Below are 21,090 nucleotides of genomic sequence, written 5' to 3'. Positions count from 1 at the left end.
AGGGGTAAAGCTATGATAGCCGTAGAATTAATCATTGTTCTGCTGGCCATTTTTTTAGGGGCCAGGTTAGGCGGTATCGGTATCGGATTTGCGGGCGGGATTGGTGTTTTGGTGTTGGCGATCATTGGCGTTAAACCAGGCAGCATTCCCTTTGACGTTATTTCAATCATCATGGCCGTTATCGCCGCAATCTCTGCAATGCAGGTGGCGGGCGGTATGGATTATCTGGTGCAGCAAACTGAAAAACTGCTGCGTAAGAATCCAAAGCACATCACCATCCTTGCTCCGCTGGTCACCTATTTTCTGACCATCTTTGCCGGGACAGGTAATATTTCCCTGTCAGCCCTGCCGGTGATTGCTGAAGTGGCGAAAGAACAAGGCATCAAACCTTGCCGCCCTCTGTCAACCGCAGTCGTCTCCGCGCAGATTGCTATCACCGCATCACCCATTTCTGCGGCAGTTGTCTATATGTCTTCCGTCATGGAAGGCCACGGCGTCAGCTACTTACATTTATTGATGATAGTTATCCCATCCACCCTGCTTGCGGTGTTTGTGATGTCACTGATTGTCTCTTGGTGCTTTAACTCCAAACTGTCCGATGACCCAATCTATCTGAAACGTTTGGAAGAAGGTTTGGTAACACTGCGTGGCGACACAGTAAAAGTGATTAAACCACGGGCTAAAACCTCTGTGTTGCTGTTCCTGGCGGGCGTATTGTCTGTTGTGGCTTATGCCATCATCAACAGCCCAAGTGTCGGTTTGGTGGCAACACCACTGATGAATACCACCAATGCTATCTTGATCATCATGCTGAGTGTGGCGACCATCACCACATTGGTTTGTTCGGTTGATACCGACTCAATCCTGAACTCCAGCACATTTAAAGCCGGTATGAGTGCTTGTATCTGTATCCTCGGTGTAGCCTGGTTGGGCGATACCTTTGTACAACACAATCTGGAGTGGATTAAAGAAACTGCGGGTAGCTTGATTCAAGCTCACTCATGGTTGCTGGCTGTTATCTTCTTCTTCTGTTCAGCTTTGTTGTACTCTCAGGCGGCAACTGCCAAGGCATTGATGCCAATGGCAATGGCACTGAACGTATCACCACTGGCAGCGATTGCGTCTTTCGCTGCGGTTTCTGGTCTGTTCATTCTGCCTACCTACCCAACACTGGTTGCGGCAGTACAAATGGATGACACCGGCACCACGCGTATTGGTCGCTTCGTGTTCAACCATCCGTTCTTCATCCCAGGCACCATCGGGGTGGCACTGGCTGTTTGTTTCGGCTTTGTGATGGGCGGTTTGGTACTGTAACCACTTAAGTTATCGCATCGTTTGGGGCGCATCATGCGCCCCATTTCCTCAGTGATATCCCATCGTTACACAAATCATCTTCTGACCCAGCCAAGCTTCGCGTTATAGTGCTGTTGTTATCCATGTCCCTTCTCGTCATATAAGCCACGCAACCTACGAGGTTAAAATGTCTGATTGTGATGCAATTGTGGTATTGTGCACCGCTCCTGATGAAGCCAGTGCGCAGGACTTAGCCGCGCAGGTTTTGGGAGAAAAATTGGCCGCCTGCGCTACCTTGTTGCCGGGTGCGACCTCGATTTACTACTGGGAAGGTAAGCTCCAGCAAGAGTATGAAGTCCAGCTATTGTTCAAAAGCAATACGGCTCATCAGCAGGCGCTTCTCAGCTATATCAAACAACATCACCCCTACCAGACACCGGAATTACTGGTGCTGCCGGTACGGGATGGAGATAAAGATTACCTGTCATGGCTCAACGCTTCATTACTCTGATTCTGCTGCTGTGCAGCGTTTTACTCGCACCGCACAGCGCACAGGCTTCACTGTTTGGTGAAAACGCCTCTTTTGGCCAGAAAAGCAGCCAGAGCCGGTTTATACCTGTCGATCAGGCGTTTGCCTTTGATTTTCGCCAGCAAGGTGACCAGCTCACCCTAAGCTGGCAAATTCATCCCGACTATTATCTGTATCGCCAACAAATCAAAATCGTGCCGCAGAATGCCACTTTGGGTGCATTTATGCTGCCAGAAGGCATTGCTCATCATGATGAATTTTATGGTGAAGTTGCGATTTTCAAGCAACAACTCACACTGAAAATCCCCATTACGCAGGCCGGTGAGCAAGCCAGTGTCAGTGTGACTTATCAGGGCTGCGCTGAGGCCGGTTTCTGTTACCCGCCAGAAACCCGTGTGGTTCCGCTCTCCGCCGTGATCGCGGGTACAGAAGCTGCGGCGGGTATAGAAGCTGCGGTTTCTCCTGCGGCCAATAATGTGACTCCAGTGCCTGCAGAGCTACCGTTCTCACCATTATGGGCGCTGCTCATTGGTATCGGTATCGCCTTCACCCCTTGCGTATTGCCGATGTATCCGCTGATTTCTGCCATTATCCTCGGGCGCGAAAAGCCACATAGCCAGCGGCGAATATTGCTGTTGGCGGTGGTGTATGTGCAAGGGATGGCGCTAACCTACACCTTACTTGGCCTGGTGGTTGCTGCTGCAGGTTTACAATTTCAGGCGGCATTACAACATCCTTATGTCTTGATTGGGTTATCCGCCCTGTTTGTGCTGTTGGCGTTATCCATGTTCGGCCTATATTCCTTGCAATTACCTTCCTCATTGCAAACCCGGCTGGTGCAGTGGAGCAGTACTCAACGCGGAGGCTCACTGGCTGGCGTCTTTGCCATGGGCGCACTGGCAGGGCTGATTTGCTCACCCTGCACCACCGCCCCACTCAGTGCCATTCTGCTGTATATCGCCCAAAGCGGTAACATGCTGGCCGGTGGCGGTACCTTGTATTTATATGCCTTAGGGATGGGGATCCCATTGGTGATTGTGACGTTGTTCGGCAATAAGCTTCTCCCGCGCAGTGGCCCATGGATGCAGTACGTCAAAGAAGCTTTTGGTTTTGTTATTCTGGCGCTACCGGTGTTTTTGCTGGAAAGAGTGTTAGGTGATGTCTGGGGCTTACGTTTATGGAGCTTACTGGCGATCGCCTTCTTCGGCTGGGCATTTGTATTAAGTCTGAAAGCGCACTCCGGCTGGGCGCGGGTTTGCCAGTTATTACTGCTGGCAGCTCTGCTGATTGCCGCCCGCCCGCTACAAGACTGGGCTTTTGGCAGTAGCGCACAACAGAGTGAAATTAAGCATTTAGCCTTTAAACAGGTGGCTGATTTGCCGCAGTTACAAGCGGCGTTAGCCCAGGCTCAGGGTAAACCGGTGATGCTGGATCTGTACGCTGACTGGTGTGTAGCCTGCAAAGAGTTTGAGAAATATACCTTCAGCGATGAACAGGTTCAGCGCCAGTTAGCCAATACGGTGCTGCTGCAAGCTGACGTGACAGCAAATAGTGCGGAACATGCAGCACTATTAAAGCAGTTAAATGTGTTGGGCTTGCCGACCATCTTGTTTTTTGATGCTCAAGGCAATGAAGTTAGCGACGCTAGAGTAACCGGCTTTATGAATGCCACTGAGTTCTTGCAGCATTTACAGAATAAGACGCGGTAAACCACCATTGTGGCCTACCGCAATGAATGACTGATTGCTACTGGACGGCGGCATCTGACAGCCGCTTTTTCAGTTGGTAATACTGTTGCTCAACATATTGCTCTGCCGCGCGTTGGTCACTAATGGCCTCCACTTTGACCGCACAATGCTTAAATTCCGGTGTTTTTGACACCGGATCGACATGATCCACCGTCAGCTCATTACAAGCACCAATCCACCACTGATAAGTCATATATACCGCGCCAAGATTCGCCCGCTCAGTGACACTGGCGCGAGCAATCACTTTACCTCGCCGTGAAGAAATCCAGATCAGCGCCTGATCGACCACCTTTAGCTCACCGGCATCTTCCGGGTGAATTTGTACATAACCCGGCTCATCTGCCAGAATTTTCAATGTGGTGCAATTGCCAGTCATTGAGCGACAGCTGTAGTGCCCCACTTCACGCACAGTACAGAGTGCCAGTGGGTACTCACTGTTAGTCTGTTCATGAGGCGGCTGCCACGGCGAACAACTGAGCAAACCTTTGCCATCCTCGGTGGCAAATTGGTTACCGGTATACAAGTAAGGTGTGCCAGGGTGATCTTCACTTGGGCAGGGCCACTGCACATAACCCAACCCCGCCATTTTTTCATAGGTTGCGCCAAAGAATGGTGGGCACAAACTGCGCATTTCATCCCATATTTGTTGAGTATTTTGGTAGGCCATCGGATAACCCATCGCCGTAGATATCAGGCTGATTATCTCCCAATCGGGCTTCACGTTGCCTTTTGGCTCTATGGCTTTATTAAAGTGCTGGAAGCCGCGATCGGCGCTGGTATAAACCCCTTCATGCTCCCCCCAAGAAGTGGCCGGGAGAACCACATCCGCCAGCGCGGCGGTTTTGGTCATAAAGATATCCTGCACCACCACCAGTTCTAGTGCCTCAAACGCGGCGCGCATTGCGGCTAAATCAGGCTCGGTCTGGATCGGGTCTTCACCAAATACGTAATAGGCTTTGAGTTTTCCTTCGGCCACTTTATGTGGAACATCGGTAATCGAGTATCCCACATGAGCCGGCAATTCAGGAACACCCCAGGCAGCGGCGAACCGGCCTCTGGCCTCATCATCCGTGACTTTCTCATAGCCGGGGAAGGTGTTGGGCAACACCCCCATATCACAAGCGCCCTGCACATTGTTCTGACCGCGAACCGGCCCGACACCGACATTGGGCCGCCCAAGATTGCCGGTTAACAGCGCCAATGAAGACAGCCCTTTCACCACGTCCACTGCCTGCCCCCATTGGGTGACGCCCATCCCCCACAGAATCGTCGCCGCCGGCGCTGCGGCATAGGTACGCATCGCCTGACGAACAGCTTGCGCAGGCAGGCCGGTAATGTGTTCGACATCCTCTGGGCGGTAATCTACCACTCCGGCTTTCAGTTCATCAAAGCCACGGGTATGCGCGCGGACATAATTATCATCAAAGAGTTCTTCTTCAATCAGCACATAAATAAAGGCATTCACCAACGCCATGTTTGCGCCATTTTTCAATGCCAGCCATTGGTCAGCAATACGCGCAGTTTCAATGTGCCGAGGATCGCAGACGATCAGTTTGGCACCTTTATTTTTGGCTTTGATAATCCGTCTGGCGACAATCGGGTGGGAATCAGCGGCGTTATAGCCAAACACCAAGATGCAATCGGTGTTCTCAAGTTCGCCGATGGAATTACTCATCGCACCATTACCCAAAGTCTGCTGTAAACCCGCCACCGAAGGGCCATGGCACAAGCGGGCACAGCAGTCGATATTGTTAGTGCCAATCGCGGCACGAGCAAACTTTTGCATTACATAATTGGCTTCATTGCCCGGCCCGCGCGAGGAGCCTGTCATCATGATGGCATCCGGCCCGTGGCGTTTTTTAATGGCTTTAAATTTGGTGGTGATGAAAGCAATGGCTTCTTGCCAGCTCACACTCTCAAATGGCTCGCCCCGTTTGCGGCGCAATAGTGGGGTCGTCAGCCGTGGGGTAAGCAGGCGGGTATCATTAAGAAAATCCCAACCATAGTAACCTTTTAGGCACAGCTCACCTTGGTTAGTGACGCCATTGGCCGGTTGTGCGCCGACAATCTCGCCGTCTTCAACCAGTAAATTTAATTTGCATCCGGAACCACAATAGGGGCAGACCGTGAGGATCTTTTCCATTTTTCTATCCTTATGACCGCGGACGTTATCGGGCAAGACCCGGTAACGTGCCACGAGCAGCGCGCAATTGTCTGTCCCGCTGTAGAGTTTCCAACGCCATCGGCGTCACCAATTTCAGTGCCTTAGTTGGGCAGACTTCAATACAGGCCGGACCTGCTTCGCGTTGATGGCATAAATCACATTTATGCGCCTGTGCGCTCACCGTGGCGTTATGGCTAATCTGCTCAACCATGTTCATCGCACCAAACGGGCAGACCAACATGCAGGTTTTACAACCAATACAACGGGATGCCATTACCTGTACCCCATGATCGCCGGTCACAATCGCGCCATTTGGGCAGGAATTTTCACAAGGCGCATCCTCACATTGATGGCAGAGGATGGGAGTGCTAACCGCAAAACTTTTCATCACACTCAGGCGCGGGTGAAATTTATCCGCTGTAATACTGCTGACCTTATTATCTGTGCTATGCGCCACCACGCAGGCAATTTCGCAGGTGCGGCAACCAATACACTGAGTCATATCAGCGATAACAAATCGGTTCATCTTTTCTCCTGGCCGCTGGCGTTATAAAACATCAAGATAATAAGCAATGCTTTCAGCCGCTTTACGTCCTTCGGCAATGGCGGTGACAATCAAGTCAGCACCACGCACAATGTCGCCGCCGGCAAAGATTTTGGGGTTGCTGGTTTGATAGGGATAACCGGAGATAGTCGGCGCAACCACCCGCCCTTGTTTATCCAGCACCACATTGTGTTCAGCCAACCACGACATCCGGTGTGGGCTAAAACCAAAGGCCATAATCACCGCATCGGCGGGAATAATGTGTTCAGAACCGGGGATAGGCCGCGCCTGCCGCCGTCCTTTTGCATCTGCCTGGCCCATTTCAGTTCGTATCATTTTGATGCCGGTAACCTGCCCCTGTTCATCTACTTCAATCCGCTGCGGTTGCAGGTTAAACATAAATTCAGCGCCTTCCTCGCGCGCATTTTTCACTTCGCGTTTGGAGCCAGGCATATTCTTTTCATCACGGCGATAAGCACAAATCACGCGGCTGGCACCCTGGCGCAACGAAGTGCGCACACAGTCCATCGCCGTATCCCCACCCCCCAACACCACTACCCGCTGATTCTCCATACTGATATATGGATGGGCCCCAATGGCGCTATACCCCATCAAATGTTGGGTATTACCAATCAGGAATGGCAAGGCATCAAAAACACCGGGAGCATCTTCATTTTCCAATCCGGAACGCATCGAGCGGTATGTCCCTACCCCGAGGAAGAGAGCATCAAACTCACCCAGCAGACTTTCCATGGTGATGTCGCGGCCAATTTCGGTATTCAGGCAAAACTCGACCCCCATCTCACTAAAGATCTCGCGGCGGCGGGTCATGACTCCTTTTTCCAGCTTGAAGGCAGGAATACCAAAGGTCAGCAAGCCACCGATTTCTGGATAACGGTCAAATACCACTGGCGTGATGCCATTTCGAACCAAAATATCCGCACAACCCAGACCTGCTGGGCCTGCGCCGATAATAGCCACACGCTTGCCCGTCGGCTTAACTTCAGACATATCGGGCCGCCAGCCTGTGGCCAAAGCCGTTTCAGTAATATGCCGTTCAATCTGGCCGATGGTGACCGCGCCATCATGGTCATTCAAGGTACAAGCTTGTTCACACAAGCGGTCTTGCGGGCATACCCGGCCACAGATTTCCGGCAAACTGCTGGTTTGATGTGACAGCTCCGCCGCCTCATGGATGCGCCCAAGATGTGCCAACGCGATCCATTGCGGAATGGCGTTATGTAGCGGGCAGGTCCACTGACAAATGGTTTTATCACCACAATTCAGACAGCGTTCTGCCTGTTCAAGAATTTGGCCTTCAGTGAAAGGTAAGTAGATTTCAGCAAAGCTGGTTTTACGCTCTTCCAGTGGAATTTTTTTCGCTTCCAACCTTGGCGTACGTGGCCGTAGCAGTAAATTGACGGGAGCGGCATCACGGATATTTTTGCTTAGCGGGCTAAAAGAGTGAGAGACACCTGCACCAGTGGCTGTACTGAACAAGCGGCCATTATGATCATTCAATGCCGAGCGCTGGCGCTTTTGTCGCTGTTGATTCAGTAAATAATTCTGATCCACTAGAGTCAACGCTTGAGTTGGGCACGTTTTGATGCAAGCTGGGCCATCAGGTTGGTCAATACATAAGTCGCATTTTTGCGCTTCAGTACGTTGATAGGCATCAGCCAGACGATGACTGGCGGGTTGTACGGTTTCGGTCACCACTGTCATCATGCCGAATGGACAGGCAATCATGCAGGTTTTGCAGCCGATACATTTTTCCTGAATAACCTGAATGCTATTATTGATTTCAACAATGGCCCCATTCGGGCAAGTGCTGGCGCAAGGAGCATCTTCACAATGGTGGCAAAAGACCGCTGTCGCGCTGTTATTATCTTTAAATACCTTAACGCGGGGGGTGAAATAGTCCGGCTTATCCGGGAATTGCCCCTCATGGTGGGCGACGACACAGGCAACTTCACAACTGCGGCAACCAATACAGCTTTCAGCATCTGCAACAATAAATGGATTCATATTATTTCTTCCCAGAAGTCATATCATTGCCGATAAATAATTATTATTTTCAACAACCATTTACAACTCTACAAAATCATTAACCTTATAAACATAGTGGCTATGATATTTTATTATTACAATTAATTTTTAATGCAAAAGAATTGTGCTTTTGTTGATATTTATGACTAATTAAATTGGCAAATGCACGAGAGCATCATAATAAAAATTGGGAAGAATCGATTAAGCACAGGGAATTATCGCTATTAATACCAATAATTAAGTGGATTAATTTGCACGGTGTTAATTGAAAGTTGATTTAACCAATACAATCATTCGATACAAAATTGATCCAGATCAGTTTGATATTAAAATCCAAAACAATTTTATTAGAAAATAACCAAAGTCATTGGTGTAACAATCAGGCCGCAAGCGAATAAACCCCAGCGGACTGACTCAAGTCAGTGACTCGAATGTATGAGAGAGGCGAACAATGCTATCGCGCCAGGAATGCTGGGTATTTGTGATGATAGCCCCACTTTACTGTACAGCAACACAACAATTAGATAATTTCCCCGCATTTTTTTGGGCCTATGCACAATGCGAATTATTTCCCCACTCCATATAATGGATACAGCGCTAACAAAGACATTTATGAGAATTAATTTTTGTATTTATATAACACCAAATAAAAAATAGGTTATTGCATCTTATTCATAAAGAATTTAAATGCGGCAACCTTAAAAATGATTTATCGAGGGTATAAAAATGAGTCTGGATGCCGCTGTGACCGAAAAACGGACCCATGTCCGATATATAATATTATTAATTATCTTTATTGTAACTGCAATTAACTATGCTGACCGGGCAACATTATCAATTGCAGGCACTGAAGTGGCAAAACAGCTGCAATTAGATGCAGTTGCAATGGGATATATTTTCTCTGCTTTTGGTTGGGCTTATCTGTTAATGCAAATACCCGGTGGCTGGTTGTTAGACCGCTACGGCTCAAAACGCGTTTATACCTATAGCCTGTTCTTCTGGTCGCTCTTTACCTTCACCCAGGGCTTTGTTGACATGTTCCCGATAGCCTATGCTGCTATCTCCATGTTTATCATGCGCTTTATGTTAGGTTTCTCTGAAGCGCCTTCCTTCCCGGCTAACGCCAGAATTGTTGCCGCCTGGTTCCCGACCAAAGAGAGAGGAACAGCATCGGCAATCTTTAACTCAGCCCAATATTTCTCGCTAGCCATCTTCTCTCCATTATTAGGTTATTTAACCTTTGCCTGGGGTTGGCAGCATGTATTTACTGTCATGGGTGGGCTAGGTTTTGTATTAACCATCGCTTGGGTCAAATTTATTCATAACCCGACAGATCATCCAGATATGTCGGCATCTGAACTGGAATATATCAAACAAGGTGGTGCAGTTGTTGATATGGACCACAAGAAGGCAGATGGTCATAAAAGTGGTCCTAAATTAGATTATCTTAAGCAATTGTTAGCCAGCCGAATGATGTTGGGCGTATTTTTCGGTCAATACTTTATTAATACCATCACTTGGTTCTTCCTAACTTGGTTCCCGATTTATTTAGTACAAGATAAAGGGATGTCTATTTTAAAAGTTGGGATGGTGGCATCTATTCCAGCATTGTGCGGATTTGCCGGTGGGGTGTTAGGAGGCGTATTCTCTGATTCATTAATTAAACGAGGTCACTCACTGACTTTCGCGCGTAAAGTCCCTATCGTGTTAGGCATGTTATTGGCATCAAGCATTATTCTGTGTAACTACGTCGATAGTGATGTGGTGGTGGTCGCACTGATGGCATTGGCGTTCTTTGGTAAAGGCTTTGGTGCCTTGGGCTGGCCGGTCATTGCGGATACCGCGCCAAAAGAGATCGTCGGTCTGTGCGGTGGCTTGTTTAACGTGTTTGGTAACGTGGCCTCCATCGTCACCCCTTTAGTCATCGGTTATCTGGTAAAAGAACTGCATTCCTTTAATGCCGCGTTAATCTTTGTCGGTTGCTCGGCCATTATGGCGATGTTCTGCTACTTATTTGTGGTCGGTGATATCAAGCGCTTGGAATTGAAAACCTCTTGATAGAACAAAAACAGGTGCCTCTGATGGGGCACTTGTTGTTTAGAATATATAAGATAAATATTATAAGGGTAATATTATGAGCATTTGTCATAGTCCGGTAGAAAACCCGCTTTATATTAAAGTGCAGGATGCGGATAACGTTGCCATTGTGGTTAATAATAATGGGCTATGTGCCGGCACCCGGTTTAAATGCGGTCTTGAACTGATTGAGCATGTGCCACAAGGCCATAAAGTTGCCTTGGTTGATATCCCTAAAGGTGGAGCCATCATTCGCTATGCGGAAGTCATCGGGCTGGCGGTGCGCGATATTGCTCGTGGTGGCTGGATTGATGAGTCGTTAGTCGAATTGCCCGCCGCCCCCGCACTGGAAACTCTCCCTCTTGCCACCGCAGTTCCTGAGCCCCTGCCACCACTGGAAGGTTATACTTTCGAGGGTTATCGCAATGCCGATGGCAGTGTCGGCACCAAAAATCTACTCGCCATTACCACCAGCGTGCATTGTGTGGCCGGCGTGGTGGATTATGTGGTCAATATTATTGAGCGCACCCTGCTACCCAAATACCCCAATGTTGATGGCGTGGTCGCCCTGAATCACTTATATGGCTGTGGGGTGGCCATCAATGCACCGGCGGCAGTGGTACCCATCCGCACCATCCATAATCTGGCACTCAATCCCAATTTTGGCGGTGAGGTGATGGTGGTCGGCCTCGGTTGTGAAAAACTCCAGCCGGAACGGCTACTGGAAGGCACCCCGGATGTACAGGTTATCTCACTGGATGAGAGCAATATTGTGCGCTTACAAGATGAGAAACACGTCGGCTTCCGCTCCATGGTTGAAGATATTCTGCAAGTGGCTGAAAAACATTTGCAGCGTCTGAATCTTCGTCAGCGTGAAACCTGCCCAGCCTCTGAATTGGTGGTCGGCATGCAGTGTGGTGGCAGTGATGCGTTCTCTGGCGTAACGGCTAACCCTGCGGTGGGCTATGCCTCTGACTTGCTGGTGCGCTGCGGTGCAACCGTCATGTTCTCGGAAGTCACCGAAGTGCGCGATGCCATCCACCTATTAACCCCACGCGCTATTAATGAGGACGTGGGCAGAAGGCTGCTGGAAGAGATGAAGTGGTACGATGATTATCTCGAAACCGGCAAAACTGACCGCAGCGCCAACCCTTCTCCAGGCAACAAAAAAGGCGGACTGGCTAATGTGGTTGAAAAAGCACTGGGTTCAATTGCCAAATCAGGCCGCAGCGCCATTGTTGAAGTGCTGTCACCGGGCCAACGCCCCACTAAGCGCGGGCTAATTTTCGCCGCGACACCGGCCAGTGATTTTGTCTGTGGTACCCAACAACTGGCCTCCGGCATTACCGTGCAGGTATTTACCACTGGCCGCGGCACACCTTATGGTCTGGCGGCAGTGCCAGTGATCAAAATGGCGACGCGCACTGATCTGGCGAATCGCTGGCATGATTTGATGGATATTGATGCAGGGACAATTGCCACCGGCGATGCCACTATCGAAGAAGTCGGCCAGCAATTATTTGAATTTATTCTGGATATCGCCAGTGACCGCAAACGGACATGGTCTGATCAATGGGGGCTACGCAATGCGCTGGCAGTGTTTAACCCGGCACCCGTGACCTAAGTTATTCTGCATTATTATCAGGCCGGTAATTTACCGGCCTACTTCCCTGTTCAATACTATTCCTGCTCACCTAGCTGCAAAGCCACATACAGCAACAGACGATCGTCAAAGTTTGCCAAATCCAGCCCTGTCAGCTCAGAAATACGATTTAGCCGATATTCCAAGGTATTGCGGTGAATAAACAGCGCTTTTGCCGTAGCGGTGGGCTGCACATTATTACGGAACCAACAGGCCAAGGTACGCCGCAGTAGACCATTGCTGTCCATCGCCCGCAATTTAGCTAATGGCAGAGCCAGTTCATTGGCTTGCCAACCGCCTCGTAAACTGTCGAGCAAAACCGGTAAAACCAGATCCTGATAATAGTAACTGCGCAGCTCCGGCATTCGCTGTTTCCCTACCGCCATCGTGGTGCGGGCGGTACGATATGAGCGGGCGATACTGCCAGGGCCGGTGAAAAAATTCCCTAAAGAGAGGCGCACACGTAGGCGACCGCGCTCTGTCATGCGCGAAAGCAGCGACTCCATACGCCGCCGATGATCGACGGCATCCCAGCGACCATGGCTATTCAATGCCGGTTTCAGCACCACCATTTCCGTCAGGGAGACAATCGCAATCAGATTGTTGCGCTCCGGTGTAGTCAACAAAGTTTGCAGCTCTTGCAATTCCGACATGGCGCTGTCAACACTGAGCTGACCGCTGTCTACATCCACCACTGCCACCACGCGGGGCTCATTAATATCCACCCCAAGACGCTGCGCCCATTCCATTAGCGCGGGCGATATCTCTTCGGTGCGGATTAGGTTTAATACCAGCTCTTCGCGCAAGCGGCTATCTTGCGCCAACAGGTGCACCAAGCGCGCCTGCTCCATCATCATTTCCGCCGCCATACACACCAGCTCGCCATACTGCCGTAATTGGCCCGGATTCCCCGTCAGACCAATCACCCCAACAATTTCGCCCTCAAGGCGCAAGGGCAGATTGATACCGGGCTTCACGCCATGTAATTGGCGCGCGACAGCTTCGTCAATGTCGACAATCCGGCCATGGGACAGCGACAACAGCGCGCCCTCATGCAGCTCACCGAGGCGCTCTTCATCACCGCTACCAATAATCCGTCCTTTGCCATCCATCACATTAATGTTGGTATCAATAATCTTCATGGTGCGGGTGACAATATCCTGGGCTAGCCGGGGATCGAGATTATAGACGCTCATGAGTAAGACCTCTGTTTAGGCTAATGCACCAGCATATGTGGTCTGTAGTGGGATTACATTGGACAACCGCCCAATTTTGTAGCGCAAGAGAAAGAGTTGAGGCGATGCTCACAAAAATGATAAATCAGGGCGAGAATAGAGGGGAAAGAGTGATAACCCGCGGGCATTATCCATAAATGCCTATAAAGGCATCAGGGCCAGCAAGTGTTAGCCCTGATAGATAAATGACTATTATGGATAAATGATTATGATTGAGCAGCAGCCATACCAATCGCCAATGTGGCAGCAATATTCCGCGCCGTCATGAATACATTGTCTGCGGCATTATCCAGTGCCTGCTCTAAGGTGCAAATACTGTAAATCACACTAAATACGGCATCCAGACCATGTTCATACACCACATCCACATCGGCAGTCAGGCTACCTGCAATCCCAATCACCGGTTTGTTATAACGTTTGGCCACTCTGGCAACACCGATAGGCACCTTGCCGTGAATGGTTTGGCTATCGATCCGCCCTTCACCAGTAATAACAAAGGTGGCATCGCGCACTAAGGCATCCAGACCCAGGGCATCAGTCACAATATCAACCCCCGGACTTAAGGTCGCGCCGCAAAAAGCCAGTAATGCCGCACCTAAGCCCCCCGCTGCACCCGCACCTTCAACCTGATCAACATCAATATCCAGATAGCGTTTAATGACACTCGCGTAATGCAGCAACCCTTCATCCAGTTGAGTCACCATCGCCGGGGTTGCCCCCTTCTGCCGCCCGAAAATAGCCGAAGCGCCTTCACTGCCGGTCAGTGGATTAGTGACATCACAGGCAACGTCGATTTGACACTGTTTAATACGCGGGTCTAACCCGGAAATATCAATTGAATCCAGTTCCGGTAGTTTCCCGCCACCGAACCCAATCGGCTTGCCATGCTTGTCTAATAATTTGACACCCAGCGCCTGTACCATCCCCGCGCCACCATCATTGGTCGCGCTGCCACCTATTCCGATAATGATATGTTTCACGCCCTGATCCAGCGCATTACAAATCAATTCACCCGTGCCATATGAGGTGGTTTTCAGTGGGTTGCGTAATTCAGGTGGGACCAACTCAAGTCCACTGGCCGCAGCCATTTCGATAAATGCAGATTTTTCATCACCGGATATTCCGTAAAAGGCGTCAACTTCTTCCCCTAACGGGCCGGTCACATTGACCTTAATGATCCGCCCGGCGGTGGCTGCAACCATGGCTTCTACTGTGCCTTCGCCACCATCAGCAACCGGCAATTTAATATATTGCGCATCAGGAAACTGGGTACGGAAACCCGCTTCAATCTGCACCGCAACGTCCAACGCGGATAAACTTTCTTTATAAGAGTCCGGAGCGATGACTATTTTCATAAATGATTTAATCTCATGAGTTATCCGGTGTCACACGGGCACCGGCACCACTGATTAACGTGTCACTTCAACTTTAGCCAGTTTCTCGTAATAACAAGCCAATGCGCTGTGGTCTGCGGTTCCCAGCCCATCAGCTTTCAATGCTTGCATCATCTCCATGACTGCGGCAGTTAATGGCAATTGTGCGCCGACGCCGTGCGAGGTATCTAAAGCATTCGCCAAATCTTTAATATGTAAATCAATGCGGAAACCCGGTTTGAAGTTACGATCCATCACCATCGGCGCTTTGGCTTCTAACACGGTACTGCCCGCCAGGCCGCCACGGATGGCCTGGAACACCAGATCCGGATTCACACCGGCTTTGGTTGCCAGCACCAAGGCTTCAGACATCGCGGCAATATTCAGCGCAACCACCACCTGATTAGCCAACTTTGTCACATTACCCGCACCAATATCACCAGTATGAACGACTGAACCGCCCATAGCTTTCATCACCTCAAAACACTGGTCGAACACAGCTTTATCGCCACCCACCATCACTGACAATGTGCCATCAATCGCTTTCGGCTCACCACCACTGACTGGCGCATCCAACATCGCAACCTGTTTTTCTGCCAGCGCTTCGCTGATTTCGCGGCTGACCAGTGGTGCAATCGAACTCATGTCAATCAGCACTGTGCCTGGCTTTGCACCTTCAATCACACCATTCTCACCCAACACCACCTCTTTCACATGAGGTGAATTGGGTAGCATGGTAATAATAATATCGCACTCTGCTGCCAGTGCTTTTGGCGTTGCCGCCACGCTGGCCCCAGCACTGAGCAACTCATCCAGTACCGCAGTATTTCGATCAAGGACAGTTAACGAGTAGCCCGCTTTCAGCAGATTTTTACTCATTGGTTTTCCCATAATTCCTAAACCAATAAAGCCGATTTTCATTTGTCACTCCTCAATTAAGTCGCCAGGCCGTCAATGCGGCTGCACTGAATAGTTAAAACAGGCCGAACATTATTTTTTAAATTTGTCGCACAATGCCTGGGTGGCACTGCGGAATACCCCTAAGTCGCTTCCCACCGCCACAAAAGTTGCGCCCCACTCCAGATAACGGCGAGCATCAGCGTCTACCGGAGCCAGAATGCCACTCGGTTTCCCCTGCGCTTTGGCGCGGTCGAATATATGGCGAATCACTTTTTGGACTTCAGGATGATTTGGCTGCCCCAGATAACCCAGCGCAGCAGAGAGGTCACCCGGACCAACAAAAATGCCATCCACACCATCAACGGCAGCAATAGCATCCAGATTATCAACCCCTTGCTGACTTTCGATTTGTACCAGCACGGTAATATTGTCGTTAATGGTGGCGAAGTAATCCGGCACGGTGCCGTAATTATTGCCACGATGAGAGACCGAAACTCCTCGAATACCTGCCGGTGGATAGCGGGTTGAGGCAACAGCACGAATGGCCTCTTCTTCACTTTCGACAAAAGGAATCAAGAAGTTGTAGAAGCCGATATCCAGTAATCGTTTGATAATAATGGGTTCGTTACACGGTGCACGGACAACTGGCGCGCTATTGCTGCCTTTCAGCGCCATTAACTGTGGGATAAATGTCGTGACGTCGTTCGGGGCATGTTCACCATCCAACACTAACCAGTCGAAACCCGCCAGACCTAATACCTCGGCTGAAATATGATTTGCCAGCGCGCTCCAGCAGCCAATCAAGGTTTGCCCTTGTTGTAGGTTGCGGCGGAACTGATTAGGATAATTTTGGAGACTCATTTTCAATCCTTATTCTACGATTCACGATAATCATTATAGAAACCGCGTTCCAATAAACCATCGGGCAAAAGAACAGGAATAATGAGCTATTAACTTATCGTTATAGGCAGATGCACAATAAAATGCGCCCTGCTTCACAGACTGTGTAATGCTGGCAATGGCATCACTCATTCGACGCCCTGGATAAGCAAAGCCGTAATGGCAAAGAGTTCACAAAATCCCGCCACAGTAGTGATAAGGTACAAAGTCAGCAGGTGGAGAGTGCTGACCTGTTTTGAGCTATTTGCGCAATAGGCGATGGTCAACCACACTTGCCAGATGAGAAGTTGGAGGAGAGTAACGTGCAACGTGAACAAGTTTTAAGCAGTGCGCTCAATCTGTTAGAGCAGCAAGGGCTGGCAAATACCACGCTGGAGATGCTGGCAAAAGAAGTCTCGGTCGAGGTCAGTGATCTGGCCCGATTTTGGCCTGACCGCGAAGCATTATTGTATGATTGCCTGCGCTATCATGGTCAGCAAATCGATACCTGGCGGCGGCAGTTGCAGTTGGACGAGACATTATCACCCAAACAGAAGCTGTTAGCGCGCTATCAGACCTTGAGTGAACAAGTTCAAAATCAGCGCTATCCCGGCTGCCTGTTTATTGCTGCCTGCAGTTTCTATCCTGATGATGATCACCCTATTCACCAGTTAGCCGAGCAACAAAAATTAGCTTCATTGCACTATACTGAGGAGCTGTTGCAAGAGATGGATGCTGATGACGCCAACATGGTGGCACAGCAGATGGAGCTAATTCTGGAAGGTTGCCTAAGTAAACTGCTGGTTAAGCGCCAATTGGTGGATGTTGAAGTCGCCAAACGCTTGGCTGAAGATGTTTTGGACGTTGCTCAGTGCCGTAAAAATGGTGCGTTAAGCTAAGGTGTTGCACCGAATTTTATAGCAATTCACCGTCATTTTTTCTTTTTTTGCCTGAAAAGAGAGCGATCAACACAATTTTAGTGGTTTTAGGCTATAAATCCGTTGACGATCAGCAGCCAATACGGTTTAATGCGCCCCGTTGCCCGGATAGCTCAGTCGGTAGAGCAGGGGATTGAAAATCCCCGTGTCCTTGGTTCGATTCCGAGTCCGGGCACCATATTTAAAGAAACCAGCTTAATAGCTGGTTTTTTGCTTTCTAACGTTTGGACTCTTCATCGAACAGGTTCGACTATTCGCCCTGCAAGCAGTGCTCACCCCGACGGGGCCGTCGCAAGCGACGTTCAACTCCACAGATATTCCGCAAACCTACTCTGATTTAAACGCCACACCATCCAACATACAAAGACAGCTTTCATTAACAAAATCAGTAAATAATGTTGTTCTTACTGGATATTGCTGCTCGGTAAAATACTCCGGGAAAACATTGCGGGCTTTATCGAAATCAGCACGGTTTCGTAAATAAAGATTCAGTTGAACCATATCCTCTAATTCAGCATTAACCGAACGTAATGTTTTTCGTAATGCATTCAGAGAAGCTCTGATTTGGAACTCAATATCAACTTTCTCGTGCCCTCCCGAATGGTGGGCAAGAAAGATAAAACCGCCAGCAACGACGCAAGATGGGCAGGTATCGTCTTTACAATGTGTCTTCATTCTGGTGATCATGATGATATATCCCTATATTTTATATGCCTATATACTGTTTATTTATACAGCCATAAGAAAAGAAAGGGAACAGGGCTGATATAAAAAACCAGATATTGGACTCCGGCCCTTGTTTCTCGCCATTCAGATCAGAGAGTTAACCCCTCATGCTCAAGCCTCGATAGTGCTTTCGGATACCATGCCTGACGGTACGAATACCTTGTCGGTTAACACGGCTGACCGTCGTTCCGCCATAGTCGACAACATAGACGGCATCCTCCCCTGCGATATTGCTTACCAATAGATCACCATTAAGCAATTCAACGGCACCCACCGGGGTTAGTAATCCTTCGGCTACAACCTCTATTTCTCCGTTAGGATGCGTGGCAAGGATCTGATTAGTCCGACAGTTTGCTATCAACAATCGGGCCCTACTATCAAAAGACAACCCCGCAGGAATAGCCAGCCCACGGACAAAAACAGTCTTATTGCCGTTCGACGTAAATTGCCAGACCAAATCTTCATTGTAGGAAGCGACATAGATATCACCCTGGGGAGAAATGGCTAATCCGGAAGGCCCACTAAGCCCGCTGGCAAAAACCATTCGCTCACCTTGAGACGAAAAACGTATCACACGGCCTGAAGACCAGTTAGCGGCATACAGATTGCCATCGGTTTCATAGGTTCGCCTCATGGGAGAAAACTTCTTTTGCTGCAAACAAACCGTTGAGGGCGGCAGGAAAACCTGCATAAACAGCCATTTGGATAATAACTTCAATTATTTCTTGCTGAGAGCAACCAACATTGCGAGCGCCATGAAGATGGACTTTGAGCTGTGGCGTAGCATTCCCCATAGCAGTCAGCGCGGCCACCACCGCAAGCTCTCGGGTTTTGAGGTCAAGCCCTGGCCTTGAATAAATATCGCCAAACGGAAACTCAATGAGCAACTGTGCAAAGTCAGGGGCAATGTCTTTCAGGCTGTTAATCACGCCCTCTCCAGCCTGACCATCTATCTCTTTGAGCTTTGCTAACCCTCGGGTATATCGTTCGTTATTCATGGATTCACTCCTTCAGTTTTTGATGACTGAAGTATATGTTTTGTCCAAAATACTCATCCAATACCATTTATGTGATACCTTTTCGGTATGGGTAAATGGATTGATTTACGCCGAAGGACAAGCGTATTGATCGATGGCGGTTTAGTGTTCAGATAACTCAGGTCACATCAAGGTATGCCGTTCTTTTAGCTACCTCCCCTTCATGGTTAAAAAATGTTCAACAGTCACTCTGCTATCTGCTAAGTTAATATTTTACGCCCGATGGAAGGAGCATGCCGATGTCCCGTCTTACCGCAAAAGATTTTGCCCCTGAATTGCTCGAACTCTATGACTTTTATGCCCACGGTAGGATTACCAAGCGGCAGTTCCTTGAATTGGCGGCAAAATATACCGTCGGCGGGCTGACAGCCATAACCATTCTGGGCCAACTCAGTCCAAATTATGCACTGGCTCAGCAAGTTGAGTTCACTGATCCAGATATCATTCCTGCGTATATTACCTACCCCTCACCCAACGGGCACGGTGAAGTCCGAGGCTATCTGGTTCGCCCCGCCAAAGCGACTGGCCCACTTCCTGCGGTCGTCGTGGTTCACGAAAATCGTGGGCTAAATCCTTACATTGAAGACGTGGCACGCCGCGTGGCTAAAGCCGGGTTTATTGCACTCGCGCCTGATGGACTCAGCTCTGTAGGGGGCTATCCCGGTAATGATGATAAAGGTCGTGAATTGCAGCAGCAGATCGACCCAACCAAACTGATGAATGATTTTTTTGCAGCAATAGAGTTTCTGATGGCGAGTAAAGAAACCACCGGTAAGGTCGGGATTACTGGCTTTTGTTATGGTGGTGGTGTTGCCAATGCCGCCGCAGTTGCCTATCCCGAACTTGCAGCGGCGGTACCTTTCTATGGGCGTCAGGCGAAATCAGAAGATGTTCCCCGCATCAAAGCCCCGCTATTACTGCATTATGCCGAATTGGATAGCAATATTAATGCGGGCTGGCCCGCTTACGAAGAAGCCCTCAAGGCTGCAGATAAAACCTATGAAGCCTATATTTATCCGGGGGTTAATCACGGCTTTCACAACGATTCAACACCGCGTTATGACAAAGCCGCTGCTGACCTTGCCTGGGAGCGCACAATAGCCTGGTTCCGGCATTATTTGGCCTAAAGATGAGTGGGCAGAGCTAGCGTCAATCTTATGGCGTTAGCTCACCTTTCTACCACGGCCAGTATTTTCAACATAAAATAAAGATAATTCCACTTATCTAGCTCTAAAAATCCGCACAACCCTATTCAATAGCCTAAAAATCTATCAGATTTGAATGCTTGTCATCCTTATTTACTGGTACGGATCAACGTTTCTCACTTTAGTGATTCATTGAATGATTATTATTATAATTTAATCCATCAACTACAGCTTAATTAGCTGACTATAAATATTGATCTGAGCGAATTAGTGGCCAATCAGAAGACAAAATTACCAGGCGATGACCTTGCTGGAGCACCCGTTTGAGGCTTATGGCATGGTCACGCGGGAAGATGTAGCACGTAATATCAGCCAAATGATTGAAGGCCCGACAACATATCACCAAGTCTACACATTAATTGAACAGAGATTAGCTCGCTTATTAAAAGCAAATTAACAATAAATATGTCTTGATGTAACATTGAATCATGACTGATAATGCTTATCATATTGATACAGATTATCATTGCTGATTGTATGGATAAACAGTTGAATAAGACGCCAATATTGAACGACGAATCTGCTGTCGCGCATCCAACAGCAAGTAAACCCTTGTCTGTCAACAGCGAACAGCTACTGAGAGGGCACGGGGTGGCCTTTATCGTCCATCAGGGCGAGTGTTATCAACTGCGTCAAACTAAGGCCGGGAAACTGATACTGACTAAATAATATGCATCCTAAACCTGAGTTATTGATGTTGCCGTAATACAGCCACATCCAGGACGAAGGGATGATGCTCAATGCAAGCCACC

19 protein-coding genes and 1 tRNA gene are annotated in these 21,090 nt (G+C 49.1%); 10 read left to right on the top strand and 10 right to left on the bottom strand.

The genetic code is table 11. The features are described from left to right. Positions 1–12 precede the first annotated feature (12 nt). From DJ58_RS07110 to DJ58_RS07120, 3 genes are all read left to right on the top strand, one after another. Entirely contained in the window at positions 13–1,314 is a 1,302-nt protein-coding gene (locus tag DJ58_RS07110; RefSeq protein ID WP_004706984.1) for an anaerobic C4-dicarboxylate transporter, read from the top strand. A 166-nt stretch (positions 1,315–1,480) separates the two neighbouring features. Continuing rightward, positions 1,481–1,804: a divalent cation tolerance protein CutA gene (gene cutA, locus DJ58_RS07115; protein ID WP_032910396.1), complete on the top strand. Its 324-nt coding sequence runs from the start codon at positions 1,481–1,483 to the stop codon at positions 1,802–1,804. Further along, on the top strand, positions 1,780–3,531 hold the full coding sequence (locus tag DJ58_RS07120) for a protein-disulfide reductase DsbD (RefSeq protein ID WP_004706983.1): 1,752 nt from the start codon (positions 1,780–1,782) through the stop codon (positions 3,529–3,531). Before cutA ends, DJ58_RS07120 begins: the two co-directional genes overlap by 25 nt. Before the next feature lie 37 nt (positions 3,532–3,568). On the opposite strand, the gene fdhF is transcribed toward DJ58_RS07120, so the two are convergent. From fdhF to aegA, 3 genes are read right to left on the bottom strand one after another with little or no spacing between them, the layout of a single operon-like run. Next, positions 3,569–5,713, bottom strand: coding sequence for a formate dehydrogenase subunit alpha (gene fdhF / locus DJ58_RS07125; RefSeq protein WP_004706982.1), 2,145 nt, complete (start codon positions 5,711–5,713; stop codon positions 3,569–3,571). Positions 5,714–5,738: 25 nt separating this feature from the next. Continuing rightward, on the bottom strand, positions 5,739–6,260 hold the full coding sequence (locus DJ58_RS07130) for a 4Fe-4S dicluster domain-containing protein (RefSeq protein WP_004706981.1): 522 nt from the start codon (positions 6,258–6,260) through the stop codon (positions 5,739–5,741). 21 nt (positions 6,261–6,281) lie between these two features. Beyond that, positions 6,282–8,306, bottom strand: a complete 2,025-nt coding sequence (gene aegA / locus DJ58_RS07135) for a formate-dependent uric acid utilization protein AegA (protein ID WP_032913261.1) — start codon at positions 8,304–8,306, stop codon at positions 6,282–6,284. A gap of 747 nt (positions 8,307–9,053) precedes the next feature. Here aegA and DJ58_RS07140 point away from each other — a divergent pair. Then, positions 9,054–10,385 carry an MFS transporter gene (locus DJ58_RS07140; RefSeq protein WP_004706978.1) on the top strand — a complete coding sequence of 444 codons (1,332 nt, stop codon included), beginning with the start codon at positions 9,054–9,056 and terminating at the stop codon, positions 10,383–10,385. A gap of 76 nt (positions 10,386–10,461) precedes the next feature. Next, on the top strand, positions 10,462–12,027 hold the full coding sequence (garD, locus tag DJ58_RS07145; protein ID WP_004706977.1) for a galactarate dehydratase: 1,566 nt from the start codon (positions 10,462–10,464) through the stop codon (positions 12,025–12,027). A 56-nt stretch (positions 12,028–12,083) separates the two neighbouring features. Here garD and DJ58_RS07150 read toward each other — a convergent pair whose 3' ends face one another. The 4 genes from DJ58_RS07150 to garL form a co-directional block, all read right to left on the bottom strand. After that, a complete protein-coding gene (locus DJ58_RS07150; protein WP_004706976.1) occupies positions 12,084–13,241 on the bottom strand; it encodes a CdaR family transcriptional regulator in 1,158 nt (385 codons plus the stop codon). 245 nt (positions 13,242–13,486) lie between these two features. Then, entirely contained in the window at positions 13,487–14,635 is a 1,149-nt protein-coding gene (locus DJ58_RS07155) for a glycerate kinase (RefSeq protein WP_004706974.1), read from the bottom strand. A 54-nt stretch (positions 14,636–14,689) separates the two neighbouring features. Continuing rightward, on the bottom strand, positions 14,690–15,574 hold the full coding sequence (gene garR, locus DJ58_RS07160; RefSeq protein ID WP_004706973.1) for a 2-hydroxy-3-oxopropionate reductase: 885 nt from the start codon (positions 15,572–15,574) through the stop codon (positions 14,690–14,692). A gap of 69 nt (positions 15,575–15,643) precedes the next feature. Then, complete coding sequence (garL, locus tag DJ58_RS07165) at positions 15,644–16,414, bottom strand: 2-dehydro-3-deoxyglucarate aldolase (RefSeq protein WP_004706972.1); 771 nt, start codon at positions 16,412–16,414, stop codon at positions 15,644–15,646. 341 nt (positions 16,415–16,755) lie between these two features. Here garL and DJ58_RS07170 point away from each other — a divergent pair, with 341 nt between their 5' ends. Beyond that, positions 16,756–17,331 carry a transcriptional regulator gene (locus DJ58_RS07170; protein WP_032910391.1) on the top strand — a complete coding sequence of 192 codons (576 nt, stop codon included), beginning with the start codon at positions 16,756–16,758 and terminating at the stop codon, positions 17,329–17,331. A gap of 141 nt (positions 17,332–17,472) precedes the next feature. After that, positions 17,473–17,548: transfer RNA gene (locus DJ58_RS07175), tRNA-Phe, on the top strand. A 149-nt stretch (positions 17,549–17,697) separates the two neighbouring features. Here DJ58_RS07175 and DJ58_RS07180 read toward each other — a convergent pair. The 3 genes from DJ58_RS07180 to DJ58_RS07190 all read right to left on the bottom strand — a co-directional run bounded on the left by DJ58_RS07180 (position 17,698) and on the right by DJ58_RS07190 (position 19,094). After that, the gene (locus DJ58_RS07180; protein WP_004706970.1) at positions 17,698–18,057 is read right to left on the bottom strand and encodes a RidA family protein; all 360 of its coding nucleotides are present in this window, start codon (positions 18,055–18,057) and stop codon (positions 17,698–17,700) included. A gap of 136 nt (positions 18,058–18,193) precedes the next feature. Beyond that, entirely contained in the window at positions 18,194–18,730 is a 537-nt protein-coding gene (locus tag DJ58_RS07185) for an NHL repeat-containing protein (RefSeq protein WP_138070088.1), read from the bottom strand. Then, positions 18,714–19,094, bottom strand: coding sequence for a carboxymuconolactone decarboxylase family protein (locus DJ58_RS07190; protein ID WP_004706968.1), 381 nt, complete (start codon positions 19,092–19,094; stop codon positions 18,714–18,716). Before DJ58_RS07190 ends, DJ58_RS07185 begins: the two co-directional genes overlap by 17 nt. A 278-nt stretch (positions 19,095–19,372) precedes the next feature. On the opposite strand from DJ58_RS07190, the gene yghX reads away from it, so the two are divergent. From yghX to hemP, 3 genes are all read left to right on the top strand, one after another. Next, positions 19,373–20,260: a YghX family hydrolase gene (yghX, locus tag DJ58_RS07195; RefSeq protein WP_032910390.1), complete on the top strand. Its 888-nt coding sequence runs from the start codon at positions 19,373–19,375 to the stop codon at positions 20,258–20,260. A gap of 325 nt (positions 20,261–20,585) precedes the next feature. Next, entirely contained in the window at positions 20,586–20,735 is a 150-nt protein-coding gene (locus DJ58_RS23465) for a hypothetical protein (protein ID WP_153802877.1), read from the top strand. Positions 20,736–20,815: 80 nt separating this feature from the next. Beyond that, on the top strand, positions 20,816–21,007 hold the full coding sequence (hemP, locus tag DJ58_RS07200; protein ID WP_032910509.1) for a hemin uptake protein HemP: 192 nt from the start codon (positions 20,816–20,818) through the stop codon (positions 21,005–21,007). Positions 21,008–21,090: the final 83 nt, after the last annotated feature.

The sequence above is a fragment of the Yersinia frederiksenii ATCC 33641 genome, from assembly GCF_000754805.1.
GTDB lineage: Bacteria > Pseudomonadota > Gammaproteobacteria > Enterobacterales > Enterobacteriaceae > Yersinia > Yersinia frederiksenii.
This window is presented reverse-complemented; position numbering and strand designations above follow the sequence as displayed.

What these genes read in the sequence shown, in the direction of transcription:
- DJ58_RS07110 (WP_004706984.1), top strand. Translation starts at nt 13, where the DNA reads ATGATAGCCGTAGAATTAATCATTGTTCTGCTGGCCATTTTTTTAGGG.
- cutA (WP_032910396.1), top strand. Translation starts at nt 1,481, where the DNA reads ATGTCTGATTGTGATGCAATTGTGGTATTGTGCACCGCTCCTGATGAA.
- DJ58_RS07120 (WP_004706983.1), top strand. Translation starts at nt 1,780, where the DNA reads ATGGCTCAACGCTTCATTACTCTGATTCTGCTGCTGTGCAGCGTTTTA.
- fdhF (WP_004706982.1), bottom strand. Translation starts at nt 5,713, where the DNA reads ATGGAAAAGATCCTCACGGTCTGCCCCTATTGTGGTTCCGGATGCAAA.
- DJ58_RS07130 (WP_004706981.1), bottom strand. Translation starts at nt 6,260, where the DNA reads ATGAACCGATTTGTTATCGCTGATATGACTCAGTGTATTGGTTGCCGC.
- aegA (WP_032913261.1), bottom strand. Translation starts at nt 8,306, where the DNA reads ATGAATCCATTTATTGTTGCAGATGCTGAAAGCTGTATTGGTTGCCGC.
- DJ58_RS07140 (WP_004706978.1), top strand. Translation starts at nt 9,054, where the DNA reads ATGAGTCTGGATGCCGCTGTGACCGAAAAACGGACCCATGTCCGATAT.
- garD (WP_004706977.1), top strand. Translation starts at nt 10,462, where the DNA reads ATGAGCATTTGTCATAGTCCGGTAGAAAACCCGCTTTATATTAAAGTG.
- DJ58_RS07150 (WP_004706976.1), bottom strand. Translation starts at nt 13,241, where the DNA reads ATGAGCGTCTATAATCTCGATCCCCGGCTAGCCCAGGATATTGTCACC.
- DJ58_RS07155 (WP_004706974.1), bottom strand. Translation starts at nt 14,635, where the DNA reads ATGAAAATAGTCATCGCTCCGGACTCTTATAAAGAAAGTTTATCCGCG.
- garR (WP_004706973.1), bottom strand. Translation starts at nt 15,574, where the DNA reads ATGAAAATCGGCTTTATTGGTTTAGGAATTATGGGAAAACCAATGAGT.
- garL (WP_004706972.1), bottom strand. Translation starts at nt 16,414, where the DNA reads ATGAGTCTCCAAAATTATCCTAATCAGTTCCGCCGCAACCTACAACAA.
- DJ58_RS07180 (WP_004706970.1), bottom strand. Translation starts at nt 18,057, where the DNA reads ATGATCACCAGAATGAAGACACATTGTAAAGACGATACCTGCCCATCT.
- DJ58_RS07185 (WP_138070088.1), bottom strand. Translation starts at nt 18,730, where the DNA reads ATGAGGCGAACCTATGAAACCGATGGCAATCTGTATGCCGCTAACTGG.
- DJ58_RS07190 (WP_004706968.1), bottom strand. Translation starts at nt 19,094, where the DNA reads ATGAATAACGAACGATATACCCGAGGGTTAGCAAAGCTCAAAGAGATA.
- yghX (WP_032910390.1), top strand. Translation starts at nt 19,373, where the DNA reads ATGTCCCGTCTTACCGCAAAAGATTTTGCCCCTGAATTGCTCGAACTC.
- hemP (WP_032910509.1), top strand. Translation starts at nt 20,816, where the DNA reads ATGGATAAACAGTTGAATAAGACGCCAATATTGAACGACGAATCTGCT.